This window comes from Lysinibacillus sp. Y5S-8, assembly GCF_036894365.1.
Taxonomy (GTDB): domain Bacteria; phylum Bacillota; class Bacilli; order Bacillales_A; family Planococcaceae; genus Lysinibacillus; species Lysinibacillus fusiformis_D.
On the sequence record NZ_CP145889.1, the window covers coordinates 4168268 to 4186677 of the forward strand.

Consider the following 18410-nt stretch of genomic DNA (forward strand, 5'->3'; position numbering starts at 1 on the left):
CTCTAAATGAAAAAAATATTAGAAGTGAAAAATTTAAGTGTCTCATTCAACACATACAACGGTGAGGTACAAGCAGTACGCAACATTTCATTTGATTTATTTGAAGGTGAAACCTTAGCCATTGTAGGCGAGTCTGGCTCAGGGAAATCAGTTACCTCTAAAAGCCTTCTTCGCCTCAATCCAACTGAGACAACGATGTTAAAAAGTGGACATATTTTATATAACGGGCATAATATTTTTACTTGCAGTGAGCAAAAAATCCGAGCAATTCGTGGAGCTGAAATAGCCATGATATTTCAAGATCCAATGACTGCTTTAAACCCTACGATGACGATTGGTCACCAAATAGCAGAAAGTATAAAAAAACATACAACTTTACGTGGCCAACAAATTACTAACCGTGTTATAGAACTATTGCAACTAGTCGGTATTAAAGAAGCTGATAAACGCTATAAACAGTACCCACACCAATTTTCTGGAGGGATGCGCCAACGAATAGTGATTGCCATGGCGCTAGCTTGTGAGCCGCGCATCATTATTGCCGATGAGCCTACTACAGCACTAGATGTTTCAATCCAAGCACAAATTTTAGAATTACTAAAAAACATACAACAAAAAATGAATTTATCGATTATCTTTATTACCCATGATTTAGGTGTTGTCGCCAAAATGGCTGATCGTGTTGCTGTTATGTATGCTGGAAAAATAATTGAAATTGGCTTAGTTGATGAAATTTTTTATCATTGTCAACATCCTTATACACAAGGCCTACTTGCAGCCATGCCTAATCCAGATATTGATACCAATTCATTGTATGCCATTCCAGGAACGCCACCAAACCTGCTTCAGCCACCTACTGGAGATGCCTTTGCAGCTCGTAATAAACATGCATTGAAAATTGACTTTATAGAGGAGCCACCGATGTTTCAAGTAAGCGACACTCATTTCGCAGCAACTTGGTTATTGCATAAACACGCACCTAAAATAGTGCCGATTCATCAACAGCCTACACAGGTACAGCAAGAGAAAAATAAAGCACCAACTGTATTCGATAAAGAACATCCATATTTATCATTAAAGGAGGTCAAGCAGCACTTCTCTTTAGGAAAAAACACTGTTAATAAAGCTGTTGATGGCATTACGTTCGATATTTATAAAGGAGAAATTTTTGGTCTAGTGGGAGAATCAGGATGTGGTAAATCTACAACTGGACGTTCCATAATTGGACTCAATTCGATTACTAGCGGAGAAATTCACGTTGATGGTCGTAATATCAATGACAATCAAACAAAAAAAGACAAACTAACTTTCAATAGCAAGGTGCAAATGATTTTCCAAGATCCCTATTCTTCCCTTAATCCACGTATGAAAATAGCGGATATTATTGCAGAAGGATTGGCCATCCATGAAGTACCTAAAAGTGAATGGAAGCCCAAAATATATGAGCTATTAAAAATAGTAGGATTAACAAAGGAGTATGCAAACCGTTATCCTCACGAGCTTAGTGGTGGACAACGTCAGAGGATTGGTATTGCACGTGCTCTTGCTGTAGAACCTGAGTTCATCATTGCAGATGAACCTATTTCTGCGTTGGATGTGTCCATCCAGGCACAAATAGTAAATCTACTGAAAAAGTTACAAAAGGAACGTGGATTGACCTATCTTTTTATTGCACATGACTTGTCGATGGTGAAATATATTAGTGATCGTATTGGTGTGATGTATCGAGGAAAAATCGTTGAGCTAGCAGACAGTCAAGAGCTCTATGATCACCCAGTACACCCTTATACGAAGTCATTATTATCAGCCATTCCATTGCCAGATCCTAAGTTAGAGCGAGAACGCAAACGCATTATTTTTAATGAAGCTACCTATCAAACTAGCAGAAATTATGAGAGTGAAAGCTTTGTAGAAATACGGCCTGGTCACTTTGTTATGCTGACAAAAGAAGAGCTTGTCCAATACCGTCTAGCACAAGAAGGAGGTATATCACTTTGAATATAAAGGTCACAGCCCTACTTGCTAGCTGTATTGTCATAAGTTCCCTTAGCTATACTTGGCTCCTCCATCAACCAATAATTTTTTTAACATTGATTAATAATATTTTTCTTATTTCACTTGCATTCATTATTGTAGGTGCATCATTATTTGTTGTGCAAGGTGGGCTGTTTAATGGTATCGCCTATAGCTTTAAACGTTTTTTTGCACGTGTCACTAAAAATGGTGCCTATGCCTTTGAATTAGATGGAGATTTAGAATTTGTTCATGCACCTTCCTTCACCTTCACTTATCCGCTATTACTAGCGGGTATACTTGGCTGTTCCGCAACAGCCATTTTATCGATAGTTTTCTATCTATAAATGAAAAACAAAACCATCAATAGAATTTTGTGAAAGGTGAAAAAGGATTTCCGTTGCAGGCTAATTGCTTTCCTGTGGGTGAGCGCCGAGCCGCTTCGCTCAAATGTTTCTTTTTAGCAAAGTTTTTTAAATAAAGTGAAGTAGAGGGGTGTTGTCACTCATCACTTCTCCACATTGAAAATAAGAGGCTATCTACAAATAATTGGCTATTTTGTTCACTACGGCTCGTATGAAAGAGAAGGAAAGACACTTTTGCATATGGCGAGACTCTGGAGCAAACGCAGTGAGTGAAGCAGCTCATCGGACGCTGGCGGAACGGAAATCACCCCCTCGCCTTTCAAAATGGCTTTTTCTGCCGTTGACATCTCCCTTTTTCAACAACATGAAAAAATGCTGTCCTCCGAAAGTAGAGGACAGCATTTTTTAGTTTACAATTTCTACCCATTTATAGCTTATGTCAGCTGAGAATGGATGCTCATATAAATTTTTCACGTATGGTTTTGTCAAACGACTTAACCCTTTTTGAAATGTTGGAGCGAATGCTACGTCTTCCATCATTAATTTTTCAGCTTGCTGCATAAGTTCCCAGCGCTCCGTAACATCAGAGGTAGTTTTCGCTTGTTTTATTAATGCATCCACTTTTTCATTTTTATAGTTGGATTGATTATAATAAGCTGTTGATTCAAATAATTCAATGTAAGTCATAGGATCTTGATAGTCAGGACCCCAACCGCCATAGTCTAAGTCAAAATCAACAGCCCCCTCTAATGCAAGTTTTTGCTTATTAGGCTGCATATTAATTGTTAGCTCTAAGCCTTCTAAATTCGTCTCTAATTGATTTTTAATAAATTCAGCAGCTTTCTTAGATTCTGCACGGTCATATGTTAAAAACTCCAGCTTTACTTGGTCTACACCAAGTTCCTTTTTGCCAGTAGCCCATAGTTCCTTCGCTAATTCGATATCTGTTTTATTCATATCACCGTTTCCATCGCGGAAATCATTCCCCTTGTCATCTGTTGATAATCCCTGTGGTACTAAATAATAAGCAGGAATAGAACCATCCTGTAATATCACATCAGCAAAGCCTTGTTTATCCCATGCCAAATCAATGGCTTTACGAATGTTTTGATTAGCTAAATATTGATTTTCATGATTTATACGAATAAAATACGTATTTGGCTTTAAAAACGTTGAATACTCTGGACTGTCTTTATATTGAGCAACATACTCACTCGATAACTCGGCAGTGTCTATTTCACCAGCCTCATAGAGATTGACAGCCGTTGCTGTATCTTTGACAATTTTTTGTGTGATTTTAGTAAGCTTGACAGTGTCTTTATCCCAATAACTTTCATTTTTGACGAACGTCCATCCTTGCCCATGTTGCCAAGATTCCATCTGGAAAGGACCATTATAGATCATATTAGCCGCTTCTAGCGCATATTGATCGCCTTGGGATTCTGTAAATTCTTCATTTAATGGGAAGAACGGTGCATAAGTCGTTAAGCTAATAAAATACGGAATAGGCGCATTTAGTTGCACTTCTAATGTTTCATCGTTTAACGCCTTAATACCAATTCCCTCTACCTTTCCATAAAGTGGGTCCTCTTCTGTTTGAACATTGGCTGCATTTTTTATATCCAACATTAAGTAAGAATAAATTGCTTGTGTTTCTGGGTTTATAGCTCTTTTCCAAGCATATTCAAAATCATGTGCTGTAACTGGAGACCCATTACTCCACACTGCATCCTTGCGTATTTTAAACGTATAAACTGTACCATCCTCAGAAATTTCATGCGATTCTGCCATACCTGGAACTGGTGTATTTTCAGGCCCTATACGATATAGCCCCTCGAATACAGAGTTCATTGCCGTCACAGCAAGTGCATCCACACTCCCCAAAGAGCTCATTGTCGTTAAATCACCTGTTGCAACTAAATGAAGCTCTTGTGCAGCAGTATTGTCACCTTCATCAGTAGATGCATTGTCTGATTCATTACTATTTGTAGTATTTCCAGAAGTATTGTTTTCTTTCCCGTAACAACCGACCAATACAATGAGCATTAATCCTAACAATACGACAAGCCATTTTGTTTTTTTAGCCATCCTCAAAACCCCTTTGATTTTATTGCACGAAAGAAATCGCACTATAAAAATCTATGCAATTTTCATGCCGACTCCAAATATTTTTAAAATTGGCACAGATTTTGCATTATAATTTCACTAAAGGGGGAATGACAACATGTCAAAATTAGAACAATTACGAAATGCTTTACAAGCACAAGATACAAGCGCAATGATTATCACTAATGCACAAAACCGACGTTATCTAACAGGATTTACTGGAAGTGCAGGAACGGTTGTAGTAACTAATACGCGCGCACTTTTATTGGTGGACTTCCGCTACACACAACAAGCAACAGAGCAAAGTAAAACTTTCGAGGTTCATGAGATTGATCGCAACCGTATATATGAAACGATTCAAGAGATTTTAGATCAAGATTCAATCCAAACAGTTGGCTTTGAACAACATCACGTAACTTATTACGCCTATCAATTAATGGCTAATAAATTGACAGCAACATTAAAGCCTTTATCTAATATTGTGGAAAATTTACGTATGATTAAGACACCAGAAGAAATTGAAATAATTAAGAAGGCAGCTTGGATTTCAGATGAGGCATTTAAGCATATTTTAACATTCATTAAACCGGGTGTTTCAGAAATCGAAATTGCATATGAATTGGAATCCCATATGCGAAAAAACGGTGCAACTGGTGCTGCATTTGATATGATTATCGCTTCAGGTCATCGCTCTGCCCTACCACATGGTGTAGCATCTTCAAAAATAATTGAGCAAGGTGATATGCTAACACTTGATTTTGGTGCTTATTATCAAGGCTATCGTTCTGACATGACAAGAACTATTGCTGTTGGTGAGCCACCTGAACAATTAAAAGAAATATATCAAATTGTTTATGATTCCTTGCAACATGCTCTTTCTAATATGAAAGCTGGTATGACAGGGCAAAATGCAGATAGCTATACACGTGACTACATTACAGCTAAAGGCTATGGGGACAATTACGGACATGGAGCAGGACATGGTATCGGGTTAGATATCCATGAAAATATATTCATGTCGACAGTTTGTGAAGACATCTTAGAAGAGAATATGGTACTTACAGTTGAGCCAGGCATTTACGTTCCACAAGTTGGCGGTGTTCGCATAGAAGATGATGTCATTATTACAAAAGACGGTGTAGAAGTGATCACACACTCACCAAAAGAACTCATTATTTTATAATTTCTTTACACTTATCCAGTAGATGTTTACTTTTTTTACACTTTTTAAAAACCTTTCATTTCAACATTTTGAGCTTTTTATTGGAAGCTTATAATATATTTCGTTGCACATGTCAAAATTTCTTGTCACTATATTTTCTAAGGTTAGATAGATTGATAGAGAATCGAGGTTTTATTATGCAACTTTCTATTAAGCAAACACAAGAATTACAAATCGTTATGTCTGCCCAACTTCGTCAGGCAATCGAGCTACTCCAATATTCAACTCAGGAATTAGAACAATATATACGTGAACAAGAACTCGTTAATCCTTTAATCGAACTAAGTGAACCAACACTTAAAGACCATCTACAGATTCCAAAAATGAGTAGCAGACATCTTGATATTATGCATCTTGCCACAAAATGTGAAAAAAATGCTCGTGATGAACTGTTTCAGCAGGTCAGGCTAACATATTCTAACGAAAAGGACATTCAACTCTTAAAACATATTATTTATCATTTAGATGACAATGGTTATTATGAGCATTCAACACAAACGTCTTATAATGACCTAGAAATAGAAAAGGGGATTCATTTATTACAAACAATTGGTCCCTTAGGAATTGGTGCACGCAATTTGAAAGAATGTTTACTATTGCAAACCATTTATTGTCATAACAGCCCTGCTCATACTGAAACCGTTATTTCTAATTATCTAGAAGAGCTTGCCAATAAGAAGTGGAAACAAATCTCAAAAGAGCTGGATATATCGCTAAGTGACTTACAAATGATCTATCTTTTTATACAATCACTACAGCCAAAGCTGAGCTCATTATTTTATCAAGAGTTGGTACATACGACGATACCAGATATCATTGTTGATATTGTTGATGGTGGGATTACCTTTTCGTTAAATGATTATTATTTACCAAAAGTTAATATTCACGCTGACTACTTTCCTTATACAAAAACGCATTCCTCAGAGAAGAGTTATTTTAAAAAACACTTAACTGACTACCACTGGTTAGTTAACAGCATTGAACAACGTCGAAATACAATGATCAATATCATGAAGGCACTTATTGAAAAACAAAACAAGTTTTTTCTATATGGCTTTGATGCCATGCAACCACTTACGTTGCGTGAAATTGCTGACCAAATAAATGTTCATGAATCAACGGTTAGCCGCATTACAACGAATAAATATGTACAAACTGCTTTTGGCACATTTGAATTAAAAGAATTATTCACCTCTAAATTGTCAACAGCAAATGGTCATAGTGTGTCGCAAATAAAGGTGAAGTCATTGCTGTCAGACTATATAAAATCTGAAAATAAAGCAAAGCCCTTCTCTGATCAAAAAATAGCTGAGTATTTTAACTCTGCGTTGGGAATTGAAATATCTCGTCGTACCATAGCCAAATATCGCGAGGACATGAACATACCTTCCTCTGCTAGACGTAAAATAAACCAATTTAAATAATGAGAAAAGGAGCTATCTATTGGGGGTAGCTCCTTTTCCATCTAGACAAATTTAAAGCAGACTCACTTATTATTGCTTCATATTGACAAATACACTTTTCACCTCAGTATAATTGGACAAACCATATTCGCCGCCCATTTCACGACCAATACCTGACTGTTTATAGCCACCAAATGGCATCGTTTCCCATTCTAAGCCAAAATCATTAATCCATACTGTTCCTGCCTGTAGTTTACTAGCAATATAATGTGCTTTTTTTACATTCTCTGTCCAAATGCTTGCAGCAAGTCCATACTTACTATTATTAGCACGTGCGATGACTTCTTCTATTGTTTCAAACGATAGAATAGACATAACAGGTCCGAAAATCTCCTCCTGAGCAATCGTCATCGTGTCCTGTACATCAGCAAAGATAGTTGGTTGTACAAAAAATCCCTTTTGGAGTGCTCGATTACCACCAGCTACTAAGCGAGCACCCTCTTCTTTTCCTTTTTCAATAAAACCAAGGACTGTATTTAATTGCTTTTGTGACACTAATGGACCCATTTCTGTTTCCGGATCTAGTCCTGGTCCTACCTTCAATGCCTTAGCCTTTTCTGCAAGTCGTTCAACAAATTGATTGTATAGACTACTATGCACAAATACTCGTGTACATGCGCTACAGTTTTGGCCGTGATTGTACATCGTTCCAGCAAAAGTTCCCTCTATTGCTTCCTCAACATCTGCATCTGGTAACACAATAGCAGGAGATTTCCCTCCAAGCTCTAATGTTATACTTTTCACTTCATCAGCTGCCTTTTTCATCACTTGGATTCCAGTTTTTGTTGATCCAGTGAAGGCTACTTTAGCTACACCTTTATGTGTAACAATAGCTTCTCCAGCTTCTCCCGTACCTGGTACAATATTTACTACACCATTTGGGAAACCAGCTTGTTTCATTAATTGCCCTACATATAATAATGACAATGGCGTTTCAGCCGCTGGTTTGATGACAATCGTACACCCTACAGCTAACGCTGCGCCTAGCTTCCATGCCGCCATTGCAAGAGGGAAATTCCAAGGAATAATTTGACCTACAACTCCAACGGGCTCATGTACAATGTAATTCAAGTAATCCTTCGACACTTGTACAGTCTGGCCTGTAATTTTTGTTGCCCAGCCCGCATAATAACGGAAATGCTGAACTGTGCCATCCACATCATCTGCAAGAGCAGTTTGATATGGTTTTCCATTGTCTAATGATTCAAGCTGTGCTAGCTCTTCACGATGTTCTTCTAGTAAATCTGCCAATTTATAAATAATTCGTGAGCGTTCAGCTGCCTCCATCGTTGACCATGCACCATCAAATGCTTTTTGAGCAGCTTCTACTGCAAGATCAATATCTTCTGCCTGTGCTTCGCTTACTACAGCGATGACCTCTTCATTAGCAGGATTTAAAACATTCAATGCTTTACCTGATTGAGCTTGCACATATTCACCGTCGATATACAAGCCGATTGTGGACTGTAGAAATTTCTTTACTTGTGGTTTTAATGTCAACACTGCCTCCATCATTCATCCCCCTTTGCATTAATAATGTTCAATTGCCAGTACGTCTAAATTAGTCATAATTGCTTTAAGTTGGGCATCTTCTTCCTCTGTTAGTGGGAGTCGTGGTAGACGACATGGTCCCCCTGCCCATCCTTTTAGTTCCATTGCACGTTTAGTGATTTGTACATATTTACCTGATCCCTCTAAAAATGCACATAAAGGTAATAAACGATCATAAATTGCCCAAGCTGCCTCTAAATTTCCTTCTTTTACTTGACTATATAACTTTGTGACAAGCTCTGGCACAATATTTCCAGATACAGATATCCACCCAACAGCCCCAACTAAAAATGATTCTATGGCTAAGTCCTCTGAACCACAAAATACTTTAATATTATCTTGGCCTTGACGTACGATATCACGTGCTTTTCCAATACTGCCGCTCGATTCCTTAATATGTGTAATATTTGGAACATCTCTACCTACTTTTAAAATCGTTTCTAAGCCAATATCTACACCCGAAGTAAACGGATTATTATAGATCATAATGGGAATGCTTACAGATTCAGCTACTGATTTAAAATGAACATATATTTCCTCATCTTTTGGGTGTGCATAATAGGAATTAATCAATAATGCTGCGTCTGCGCCAGCCTGTTCAGCCTGTTGTGTATAGGTGATAGCCTCTGTAGTTGTCTCAGCAGCTGTACCAACAATCAATGTAATTCGCCCTTTAATTTGATCTACAGCTACTTCTACTGCTTTAAACCGTTCTTCTTTCGTTAAACTTACAAATTCGCCTGTACTACCGTTAATAGCAATACCTGTTACCCCAGCTTCAATAAAATGTTCAATATTTTGACGGAAACCATCCCAATCAATGTCCGTTTGGTTTTTCATTGGTGTTACTAATACCGGAAATACACCTTCTAGTTTTTTCATCTTTTTTCCTCCTCTATCCTCTTTTATTACACAATGATAAATCCATGCTGCAAAGGATCTTCACGGTCCACTACAAATTGATGGATTCCTGTGATATATCCTGTTAATGCAATTTCATAGCCAGTTTCATGTTTTTGACTAATTTCAATGCTGCTACCAAAAATACTGTCATTTTTTTTGACAGCTTCTTCCCCTAAAACTGCTAGTAACGCCAATGTACTGTCTACACCAGGTGAACGTAATATATAGCCATCTCGCTCAAAGGTAACTGACCGTACTGAACTGTCTAGCTGTTCATACATAATGACACCATCTGCTGTACTATATTTCTCACTTTCTAGTAATCCCCACGTACTGATTTCTGCTAATTCATCTAGAACAATTGCCTTTAATTGCTGTGGTTTTTCTACAACAAAGTAGCGTCGCTCATTATCGATAATTACTTGGTCACCTTCTATATGCGCTGGCTTCAATGTCAAATGAACTGATAAAACAGTATCTTTCGTTTCAGAAAGTTTTACATAGGCTTCATAAACACCTTTTACTGTTTCAATAGAGTAAATATTATCTCTTGAAAGCTCTATTATTCCTTGCTCAATCAATGCTGTCATTGTGGCTACAAGTGCTTCATACTTAAAATTTGTAGAAGCCGAATGTTGGAAAAATAATAGTCGATAGGATGCAATAGCTGATGGTAAAACAAGACAGCCATTCATTCCACGGTGTCCTCTAGGTTCATTCAGAAGCAATTGTTTTGTATCTTCGAATTGCGTATTTAGAGCATGAGCCGCTTCCGTAATATTTTCATGCGCAAGCATGATTGGGGATTGCACAATAATGCGAAAGGCTTCTCCCACTACTTGTGTATCGATCGTTTGAAAAGACTTATGAAAATTCATGCTTATCCTCCCTTAGTGATCCATTGGCGGAATCATTAAATAGCCCTCTTTCAGTGGATCCTGATTATTGTAAAAGAATCGATGCATACCCATAACCCAGGCAGATCCTGTTACTTCTGGAATAACAGCTGTTAGGCCACTAATAGCTACTTCTTCTAGTACACGTGCTTTAAACATTGTCCCCACAATACTTTCATAGACGAAGGACTCATTGAGAGCGAGCTCATTTTTTGAATAGAGTGTAGCAATTTTTGCGGATGTACCAGTGCCACAAGGGGAACGGTCAATCCCTCCTGGCGGAACAACAACTGTATTTTTTAAATCTGCTAATGGATTGACTGGGTTTGTATAAAACTCAATATGTGTAAGTCCATGGATAAACGAGAACTCCGGATGGACAATATCTTCCTTAGCATTCACAGCATTGCGGAGACGAATAGCTGTGTTAATAATTTTCGTCGAATTGTCTACAGCTAAGTTTAAATTGATTTTTCTAGCATCTATAATGCCGTAAAAGTTCCCTCCATAAGCTATTTCACATTCCACTACACCTAATTCAGAATCATTTATTTCAATCGTTTTTAATAGAAAGGATGGTACATTTTTAAATGTCACTTCCTTCGCTACGCCATCCACTACTTTAATCTTTACATCAATTAAACCTGCAGGTGTGTCCAATTTTATGTTTGTATAAGGTGTATTAACCTCTATTAAATTTGCTTCAATAAGTGCTGTACAAACGCCTATTGTGTCATGTCCACACATCGGCAAGTAACCACCTGTTTCTATATAAATTACTCCAAAATCTGCTTCGGGATGGCAAGGATCTGTTAGGATAACACCTGACATCACACTATGTCCTCGTGGTTCATTCATAAGAAATTTTCGAATCCAGTCAAAATTCTCTTGCATAAATAACATTTTTTCAGACATTGTTTTGCCTTCAAGCTTAGGCATACCGCTTATTAATGAACGTGTTGGATTCCCGCCTGTATGGGTGTCAATTGTCGTAAATAGTTTTTGAAAATTCATTTGTGAAGTACTCCTTTCTGGAAACGACTAAGATGAACTGGTTCAGTAGGAATACATGTATCTTTGTACTGTAATAATTCTTGGATAAGCTTCCCAGTAACTGCAGCCAAGCTAATTCCATCCCCTTCATGACCTGCCGCAATATAGAAACCAGGCACTTCTTCTACTTCACAAATAATAGGTAAATGATCTTCCGTCCATGGTCTTAACCCTGCATATGTACGAATAATCGACATATCAGCGATTTTTGGATAAAAACGTACAGCACGTCTAGCAATCATTTTCATCACATCATGATTCACCTTCGTGTCAAAGCCTACAAATTCGCGACTACTTCCTATTAAAAAATTTTGTGCCTCTGTCGGCTCAAACACTAACGCTACCCCGTATTTTTCAATATCCATATCCACTTTACGTTCTCCACCAAATTTTGAAATTAAATAACCAAATTCCATCACTTTTCTTAGCCCTACTAGTTGCTGACGTGATGCGACAAGAATATGTCCTTTGCGAGGTTTAATTGGAATATCAACACCCAGCATTTGCCCAATAAACGGTGCCCAAATTCCACAAGCATTAATTACTTTATTTGCTGTTATCCATCCCTCATTCGTTTCAAGTAAAAATGTACCATCTGGCTGTTTCGTAATATTTTTGACTTCTGTATGTTTTTTTATCTTTGCCCCTAACTTTTCAGCTGAGTGAAACATAGAAAATGTCAGCATATATGGGTTCACTGTTGAATCGGTTTTACATTCCAATCCACCGTATAAGTCATCTGCAAAGTATTTTGACTCATTCCGCAAGTCCTCCCGATCTAACATTGTAAAATCTAAACCCGCCTCTCGTTGACGATTAACCCACTGCTGAGCAGCCTCCATCTCTAGCTCACTTTCACAAACAAGAATGCTACCAGGATTCCGATATTCAAAGCTCATATCTAACTCTCGATTTAACTCATGTACCAATCTTTGACTGACTAAAGACATTTGACTGTCAAAGCCAGGATCTTTATCAATAGCTAAAATATTGCCATCACAACGAGAAGAAGTACCACTCGCAAGTTCATTTTTTTCAAGTATTGTGATATCAAGGCCCGCTTTTGCACAATAATAAGCAATTGCTCCACCAATAATGCCACCGCCAATAATGACGATATCATGATGGGATTTCCTCATGTCTCTCCCCTCCTTTTCTATTCATGACTGTATGATGCAAAAAACATGCCAATCTATCTTATTGGAATTTGTTTGATAAACTAGTCACTATGTGTCAAAATTATTTATATTATTCAAAATAATTCGACAAATAAATAATGAGGGGGGACTTACATTGCATCCATATCATTTAATAATGAATAAAATATTAAAACGTAACTTTGCTATTATTTCTACTGACGATATAGTGTCCAAAATAAACGATGACAGCAAACAATATTTTGTGATTGAAAATAATAAACCCTATGCAACAATGCGCGGTAAAAGAAAAAATGATGTTCACTATGTTGCTTGTCATACCATCCAGTTGGATTGCCCACTCAACATAGCTATTGAATATATGAAGGAATATGAATTTTTACTAGTTTATAGTGAGGAAAAACAATATTTAGGATATTTATGGAGAGAGTCCTTAGTATATGATCTTGCCTATGAATTAGAATGTGGCAATGCTTATTTACAAACCATTTTAGACACAATAAATGAATCATGTACTGTCATTGATGCTGAACAAAAAGTTGTTTATTGGACGAAGGGAGCAGAAAGCATTTTTTCTGTGTCTGGAGAAAATATTATTGGAAAGCCCATCACTCAATTTTTCAAAGAAGATCAACTAGAAATTTTACATACTTTACAGCATAGAAAATCTGTTTATCAACAGCAGCATTTTCCTCGGGAAGATCTCGTCGTCATGATCAATTCAAACCCTGTTATGCTGCATGATAAGACAATTGGGGCAGTCGTTGCTGAAACTGATATTACCCATGTCAAAAAATTAAACGAAGAGCTTCATATTACATCTGAAAAATTATTGAATTTAGAGAAACAGATGAATACTAACGGCTTAGCCTATGACCCATTTACACTTATTCGTGGCAATAGTCCAAAGCTTAAAGAAGTATTAGAAAAAGTAAAAAAGGTAGCAGAAACCGAGGCAAATATTTTAATTTACGGAGAGAGTGGAGTTGGTAAAGAACTGTTTGCACGTGCAGTTCATGCCATTCGAGAAAAACCTGAAGCACCATTTGTCGCTATCAATTGTGGAGCCATTCCTAGTGGCTTATTTGAAAGTGAGATATTTGGTTATGAAAAAGGAGCTTTTTCTGGAGCCCATCAAAAAGGAAAAAAAGGTAAAGTAGAGCTTGCACGTGGAGGTACTTTATTTTTAGATGAAATTGGTGAAATGCCGCTAGAAATGCAAGTAAAGATTTTGCGATTGCTACAGGAAAAAACGTTTTATACAGTTGGCGGTACAAAGGAAATGGACGTTGAATTTAATTTAGTAGCTGCTACTAATAGAGATTTAAAGCAATTAGTGGCAGAAGGAAAATTCAGAGAGGATTTATATTATCGACTGAATGTGGTGAATTTCACAGTTCCCCCGCTTCGAGAGCGAGCATCAGATATTTTAGAAATTAGCAATTATTTCTTATATGAAAAATCGATTAAATATAATCGACCTATTCAAGGAATCCCAACTGAAATAGCAAATGTTCTTTTAAAATACCACTGGCCAGGCAATGTACGGGAATTATCTAATGTTATCGAGCGACTTGTTGTATTTTCTGATGAGGGAGCCATTCATATGGAAGACTTACCTACGGATATTTTAGCGGCTATGCCAAAAGATGAAAAGTTGGAAGTTAAGAGGGATTTTCCTCTAGGGACAGAGCTTAACAATCAACTTGAACATTATGAACGGGAAATTATTTTAGAACAGCTTGCCAAAGTAAATGGTAATAAAAAAACATGTGCTAAAAACTTAGGCATTACTCGTGCCACTTTATACAATCGATTAAAAAAATTAAACATAGATGTATAACTTTTTAAAATAAATGTCAATATTTCTATACACTACTTTCACATATGTCTATAAAATCATTTTCTTAGCGACTTTCTTTTTTCTGGCATAGTTTTTGCATTATCTAGTATGGAAAGTATTTCATATAGTAGAGGTGGAACTATGCAAAATAAATCGATGATTGTATGTCGTTGTGAAGAAGTTAGTTACGATGAATTAGTAGAAAGCGCATCAAAATATAAGTGCTCTGCACGAGAACTGAAGTTACGAACACGTGCAGGAATGGGCTATTGCGGCGGCCGTACATGCCGTACTATGGTAGATAATATTGCTCATCTTCATCATCCACGTACAAATGATGAAATTTCATTAAAACATCAGGCACCCATTCGACCAGTGCGATTCTCCGATTTAGGGGAGGTTAAATCATGACAGAACGTATAATTACCCACCCTATTTTAGGGAATTTAATCCAAAAAGAAAAAATAACTTTTACTTTTGACGATCAGGTAGTTGAAGGTTACAAAGGTGAATCCCTAGCTGCTGCATTGCTAGTACAAGGAATCCGCACTTTACGTTTGCACGAAGAAACAGGGCAGCCTCGAGGCATTTATTGCAATATTGGTCACTGCTTTGAATGCCGTGTCAATATAAACGGCTTAGATGGCGAGCGAGCATGCTTAACCCCTATTTCAGATGGGATGGTTGTAAAAAGTGGGCAGCCACTTCCTACGACAGTAAGGGACTGGAGGAAGAACCATGAATAATAAAGTAATTATAATTGGAGCTGGTCCTGCCGGGCTTGCAGCGGCCATTACATTGGCGGAAAAAAATATTGCTGTCCTTGTTATCGATGAATATTTATATGCTGGAGGGCGATTACTTGGACAATTATATGAAGAGAAGCCAGGAACATGGTGGAATGGTATTGTGGAATCTGAACGTTTATTAAAACGAGCTAAAGCAGTCAATGTTGAATTTTTACTACAAACAAGTGTATCCAATTTAGAAAAAGTGGATCAAACGTGGATCATCCACACAACCAAAGGTATATTTCGTACCCAACATCTGCTATTAGCTACTGGAGCTGCCGAATCACATTTCCCAATTCCAGGCTGGACTCTACCGGGTGTAATGTCTGTTGGAGCAGCACAAGTAATGACAAATGTGCATCGTGTGAAGCCTGGTAAACGGGGAGTCATTGTCGGGGTCAATGTACTATCTTCTGCTATTGCGATGGAATTACAATTAGCAGGGGTTCAAGTAGCAGCTATCACATTACCTCCCTCTAACTTGTTAACGAAGAAGAATAGTAATCCTTTAGAAGTTATGAACTCCTTATTACATGTAGCTCATATGGCTCCCTCCCCTCTTGTTAAAATGGGTAGCAAATTGATGAAAAATGACTTTATGAAAAAGCTCGGTATTTCCTTTTATCCCAAAAATGGTGTGAAAATGTGGGATATACCTATTATGTTGCGTAAAGCTGTTATTGAAATCGTCGGTAAAGATCAAGTTGAAGGGGTCGTTTTAGCAACAGTGAATACAGATGGCTCTCTTGTTAAAGGTAGCGAACAACGAATCAAAGCAGATTTTATTTGTATCGCTGGCGGCCTATACCCTTTAGCAGAACTTGCCTCTTTAGCTGGTTGTCCATTCCATTATATCGAAGAATTAGGTGGGTTCATTCCTTTACATAATGAACAAATGGAAACTAATTTAGAGGGGTTGTATGTCGCTGGAAATATTACGGGCATTGAAGGAGCCAAGGTAGCATTAGCACAAGGAAAAGTTGCTGGCCTTACAATTGCTCAACATCTCAATGCAGGAGCCTCAAAGCATGATATTAAGCTCGCTATCCAAGATGTTGAAAAAACAAGAGCTACTGCACATATTCAATTTCATCCTGAAATTTCAGCCGGCCGTCAACAGATGAAACAAATTTGGGATGAATCTGTTGGACCTCTTACGCTTCATTAAAAATGCCTATTAAAGAGTAAAAGTCTTTTTCTCATCTTCATGAGTAAAAGGCTTTTTTGCTTTATGGCATAAAACATGCAATACATATGATGTGATCAAAAATCGTGAAAGGAGGTTTTGATTCTTAAACAATAAGCCATATATGTACCTTCCATAATATTGAATTACTGATTTGTGTGACAAGATGAATGCTGCTGTATAGTACACAATTTCTTGGGTGGGAATTTCGGGTTTTGATTGAAGAAAACAAGGGGGAAAATCTATGGAGACAATTGTTAATACATTGGTCGATTATATTTGGGGGAATGCACTCGTATACTTAGCATTAGGTGTGGGTCTTTACTTTACCATCCTGACAAAAGCTGTTCAATTTCGTTATATTCCTGAGATGATTCGTTTATTACGTGAACGTAAAGAATCAAAAGAAGGAATCTCTTCGTTCCAAGCTTTTTGTATGGCATTGTCTGGACGAGTTGGTGTTGGTAATATCGCAGGTGTGGCTACGGCCATTGCTGCTGGTGGACCAGGCGCAGTATTTTGGATGGGTGTTATGGCATTTCTAGGGGGTGCAAGTGCATTTATAGAATCTACACTTGCCCAATTATATAAAGAAAAGGCTGATGGTCAGTATCGTGGTGGTTCACCATACTATATCGAAAAGGGTTTAAGACTAAAAGGCTTTGCTATATTTGTTGCGTTTGTTATCTGTCTTTCATATGGTGTTCTAGTGCCAGGGATCCAGGCAAACACAATTGCCACTTCATTTAATACTGCTTTTCATATTCCACCATTTATAACAGGCGCGGTAATTGTTGTTCTTTTGGGATTAATCATATTTGGTGGTGTTAAACGTATAGCCCGTGTTGCTGACAAAATTGTTCCTATCATGGCGCTTGCCTACGTCATTTTAACACTCATCATATTAGGGGCTAATGTGAGTGAAATTCCAGGTATGCTTAAACTTATTATTACAAGTGCTTTTGGTACTAATGAAATCTTTGGGGGTATAGTTGGTACTGCAATCGCCTGGGGTGTAAGACGCTCCGTATTTTCAAATGTAGCTGGAGCTGGAGAAGCAACATTTAGTTCTGCTGCTGCTGAAGTATCTCATCCTGCTAAACAAGGTTTAGTTCAGGGTTTCTCAATCTATATTGATACAATCATTGTATGTACTGCTACAGCATTAATGATTCTCATTACAGGTATGTATAATGTTACCCCTCCAGGAACAACGGCACCGTTAGTTGAAAATATCCCGGGCGTCGTGGCAGGTACTGCTTATACACAAGCAGCAGTATCTACAGTATTCCATGATTTTGGAAGTGGATTCGTGGCTATTGCCATATTCCTCTTCGCATTCACCACTTTAATGGCATACTACTATATTGCAGAGACAACAATTGTTTATTTAGATAATAAGCTACGCTTCCCTATTTTGAAATTAGTATTAAAAATAATCTTCTTACTCGTTGTTTATGTCGGAAGTGTACAATCGGTCAGTCTTATGTGGGGGCTTGGAGATATTGGATTCGGAAGTATGAGTTATTTAAACTTTATTGCGATTGTATTATTAACCAAACCAGCCATTCAAGTTTTGCGAGATTATGATCGACAAAAAAAGGCTGGTCTCGATCCTATTTTTGATCCAAGAGAAGTTGGAATTAAAAATGCTGAATTCTGGATAGAATATAGCAACAATCATAAACGGAAATAAAAAAACAGTCAGCATACAGCTGACTGTTTCTATTGCCTAGCGACGTCCTACTCTCACAGGGGGAAGCCCCCAACTACCATCGGCGCTAAAGAGCTTAACTTCCGTGTTCGGTATGGGAACGGGTGTGACCTCTTTGCCATCATCACTAGACTATGGTCGGCTTTC

Annotated in this window: 15 protein-coding genes and 1 rRNA gene; 9 read left to right on the forward strand and 7 right to left on the reverse strand. The window is 37.6% G+C overall.

The features are described from left to right. Positions 1 to 6 precede the first annotated feature (6 nt). Together V6670_RS20350 and V6670_RS20355 are read left to right on the forward strand one after the other, a co-directional pair. Entirely contained in the window at positions 7 to 1998 is a 1992-nt protein-coding gene (locus tag V6670_RS20350) for an ABC transporter ATP-binding protein (protein ID WP_338651975.1), read from the forward strand. Continuing rightward, entirely contained in the window at positions 1995 to 2360 is a 366-nt protein-coding gene (locus V6670_RS20355; RefSeq protein WP_338651976.1) for a DUF3899 domain-containing protein, read from the forward strand. The genes V6670_RS20350 and V6670_RS20355 overlap by 4 nt, the downstream gene beginning before the upstream one ends. 423 nt (positions 2361 to 2783) lie before the next feature. Here the strand turns inward: V6670_RS20355 and V6670_RS20360 are convergent, their stop codons facing one another. After that, positions 2784 to 4466 (reverse strand): peptide ABC transporter substrate-binding protein, encoded by a 1683-nt coding sequence (locus V6670_RS20360; RefSeq protein ID WP_338651977.1) that lies wholly within the window; start codon positions 4464 to 4466, stop codon positions 2784 to 2786. 136 nt (positions 4467 to 4602) lie between these two features. On the opposite strand from V6670_RS20360, the gene V6670_RS20365 reads away from it, so the two are divergent. Beyond that, a complete protein-coding gene (locus V6670_RS20365) occupies positions 4603 to 5667 on the forward strand; it encodes a Xaa-Pro peptidase family protein (RefSeq protein ID WP_338651978.1) in 1065 nt (354 codons plus the stop codon). Between the two features lie 176 nt (positions 5668 to 5843). Further along, entirely contained in the window at positions 5844 to 7130 is a 1287-nt protein-coding gene (gene rpoN / locus V6670_RS20370) for an RNA polymerase factor sigma-54 (protein ID WP_338651979.1), read from the forward strand. Between the two features lie 69 nt (positions 7131 to 7199). Here the strand turns inward: rpoN and V6670_RS20375 are convergent, their stop codons facing one another. The 5 genes from V6670_RS20375 to V6670_RS20395 are packed head-to-tail and all read right to left on the reverse strand — an operon-like array spanning position 7200 to position 12711. After that, entirely contained in the window at positions 7200 to 8681 is a 1482-nt protein-coding gene (locus tag V6670_RS20375; protein WP_338654692.1) for an aldehyde dehydrogenase family protein, read from the reverse strand. An 18-nt stretch (positions 8682 to 8699) separates the two neighbouring features. Then, the gene (gene dapA / locus V6670_RS20380) at positions 8700 to 9602 is read right to left on the reverse strand and encodes a 4-hydroxy-tetrahydrodipicolinate synthase (protein WP_338651980.1); all 903 of its coding nucleotides are present in this window, start codon (positions 9600 to 9602) and stop codon (positions 8700 to 8702) included. A gap of 26 nt (positions 9603 to 9628) precedes the next feature. Next, positions 9629 to 10501, reverse strand: a complete 873-nt coding sequence (locus V6670_RS20385; RefSeq protein ID WP_338651981.1) for a proline racemase family protein — start codon at positions 10499 to 10501, stop codon at positions 9629 to 9631. 12 nt (positions 10502 to 10513) lie between these two features. Further along, positions 10514 to 11533, reverse strand: a complete 1020-nt coding sequence (locus V6670_RS20390; RefSeq protein ID WP_338651982.1) for a proline racemase family protein — start codon at positions 11531 to 11533, stop codon at positions 10514 to 10516. Beyond that, positions 11530 to 12711, reverse strand: coding sequence for an FAD-dependent oxidoreductase (locus V6670_RS20395; RefSeq protein ID WP_338651983.1), 1182 nt, complete (start codon positions 12709 to 12711; stop codon positions 11530 to 11532). Before V6670_RS20395 ends, V6670_RS20390 begins: the two co-directional genes overlap by 4 nt. A 175-nt stretch (positions 12712 to 12886) precedes the next feature. On the opposite strand from V6670_RS20395, the gene V6670_RS20400 reads away from it, so the two are divergent. The 5 genes from V6670_RS20400 to V6670_RS20420 all read left to right on the forward strand — a co-directional run bounded on the left by V6670_RS20400 (position 12887) and on the right by V6670_RS20420 (position 18245). After that, complete coding sequence (locus V6670_RS20400; RefSeq protein WP_338651984.1) at positions 12887 to 14572, forward strand: sigma 54-interacting transcriptional regulator; 1686 nt, start codon at positions 12887 to 12889, stop codon at positions 14570 to 14572. A gap of 141 nt (positions 14573 to 14713) precedes the next feature. After that, entirely contained in the window at positions 14714 to 14983 is a 270-nt protein-coding gene (locus tag V6670_RS20405; RefSeq protein ID WP_338651985.1) for a (2Fe-2S)-binding protein, read from the forward strand. After that, a complete protein-coding gene (locus V6670_RS20410) occupies positions 14980 to 15318 on the forward strand; it encodes a (2Fe-2S)-binding protein (RefSeq protein ID WP_141905421.1) in 339 nt (112 codons plus the stop codon). Before V6670_RS20405 ends, V6670_RS20410 begins: the two co-directional genes overlap by 4 nt. Continuing rightward, positions 15311 to 16531 (forward strand): FAD-dependent oxidoreductase, encoded by a 1221-nt coding sequence (locus tag V6670_RS20415; RefSeq protein ID WP_338651986.1) that lies wholly within the window; start codon positions 15311 to 15313, stop codon positions 16529 to 16531. The genes V6670_RS20410 and V6670_RS20415 overlap by 8 nt, the downstream gene beginning before the upstream one ends. A 262-nt stretch (positions 16532 to 16793) precedes the next feature. Beyond that, positions 16794 to 18245 (forward strand): alanine/glycine:cation symporter family protein, encoded by a 1452-nt coding sequence (locus V6670_RS20420; protein ID WP_338651987.1) that lies wholly within the window; start codon positions 16794 to 16796, stop codon positions 18243 to 18245. 34 nt (positions 18246 to 18279) lie between these two features. Here the strand turns inward: V6670_RS20420 and rrf are convergent. After that, positions 18280 to 18395: ribosomal RNA gene (gene rrf / locus V6670_RS20425) — 5S ribosomal RNA — on the reverse strand. Positions 18396 to 18410: the final 15 nt, after the last annotated feature.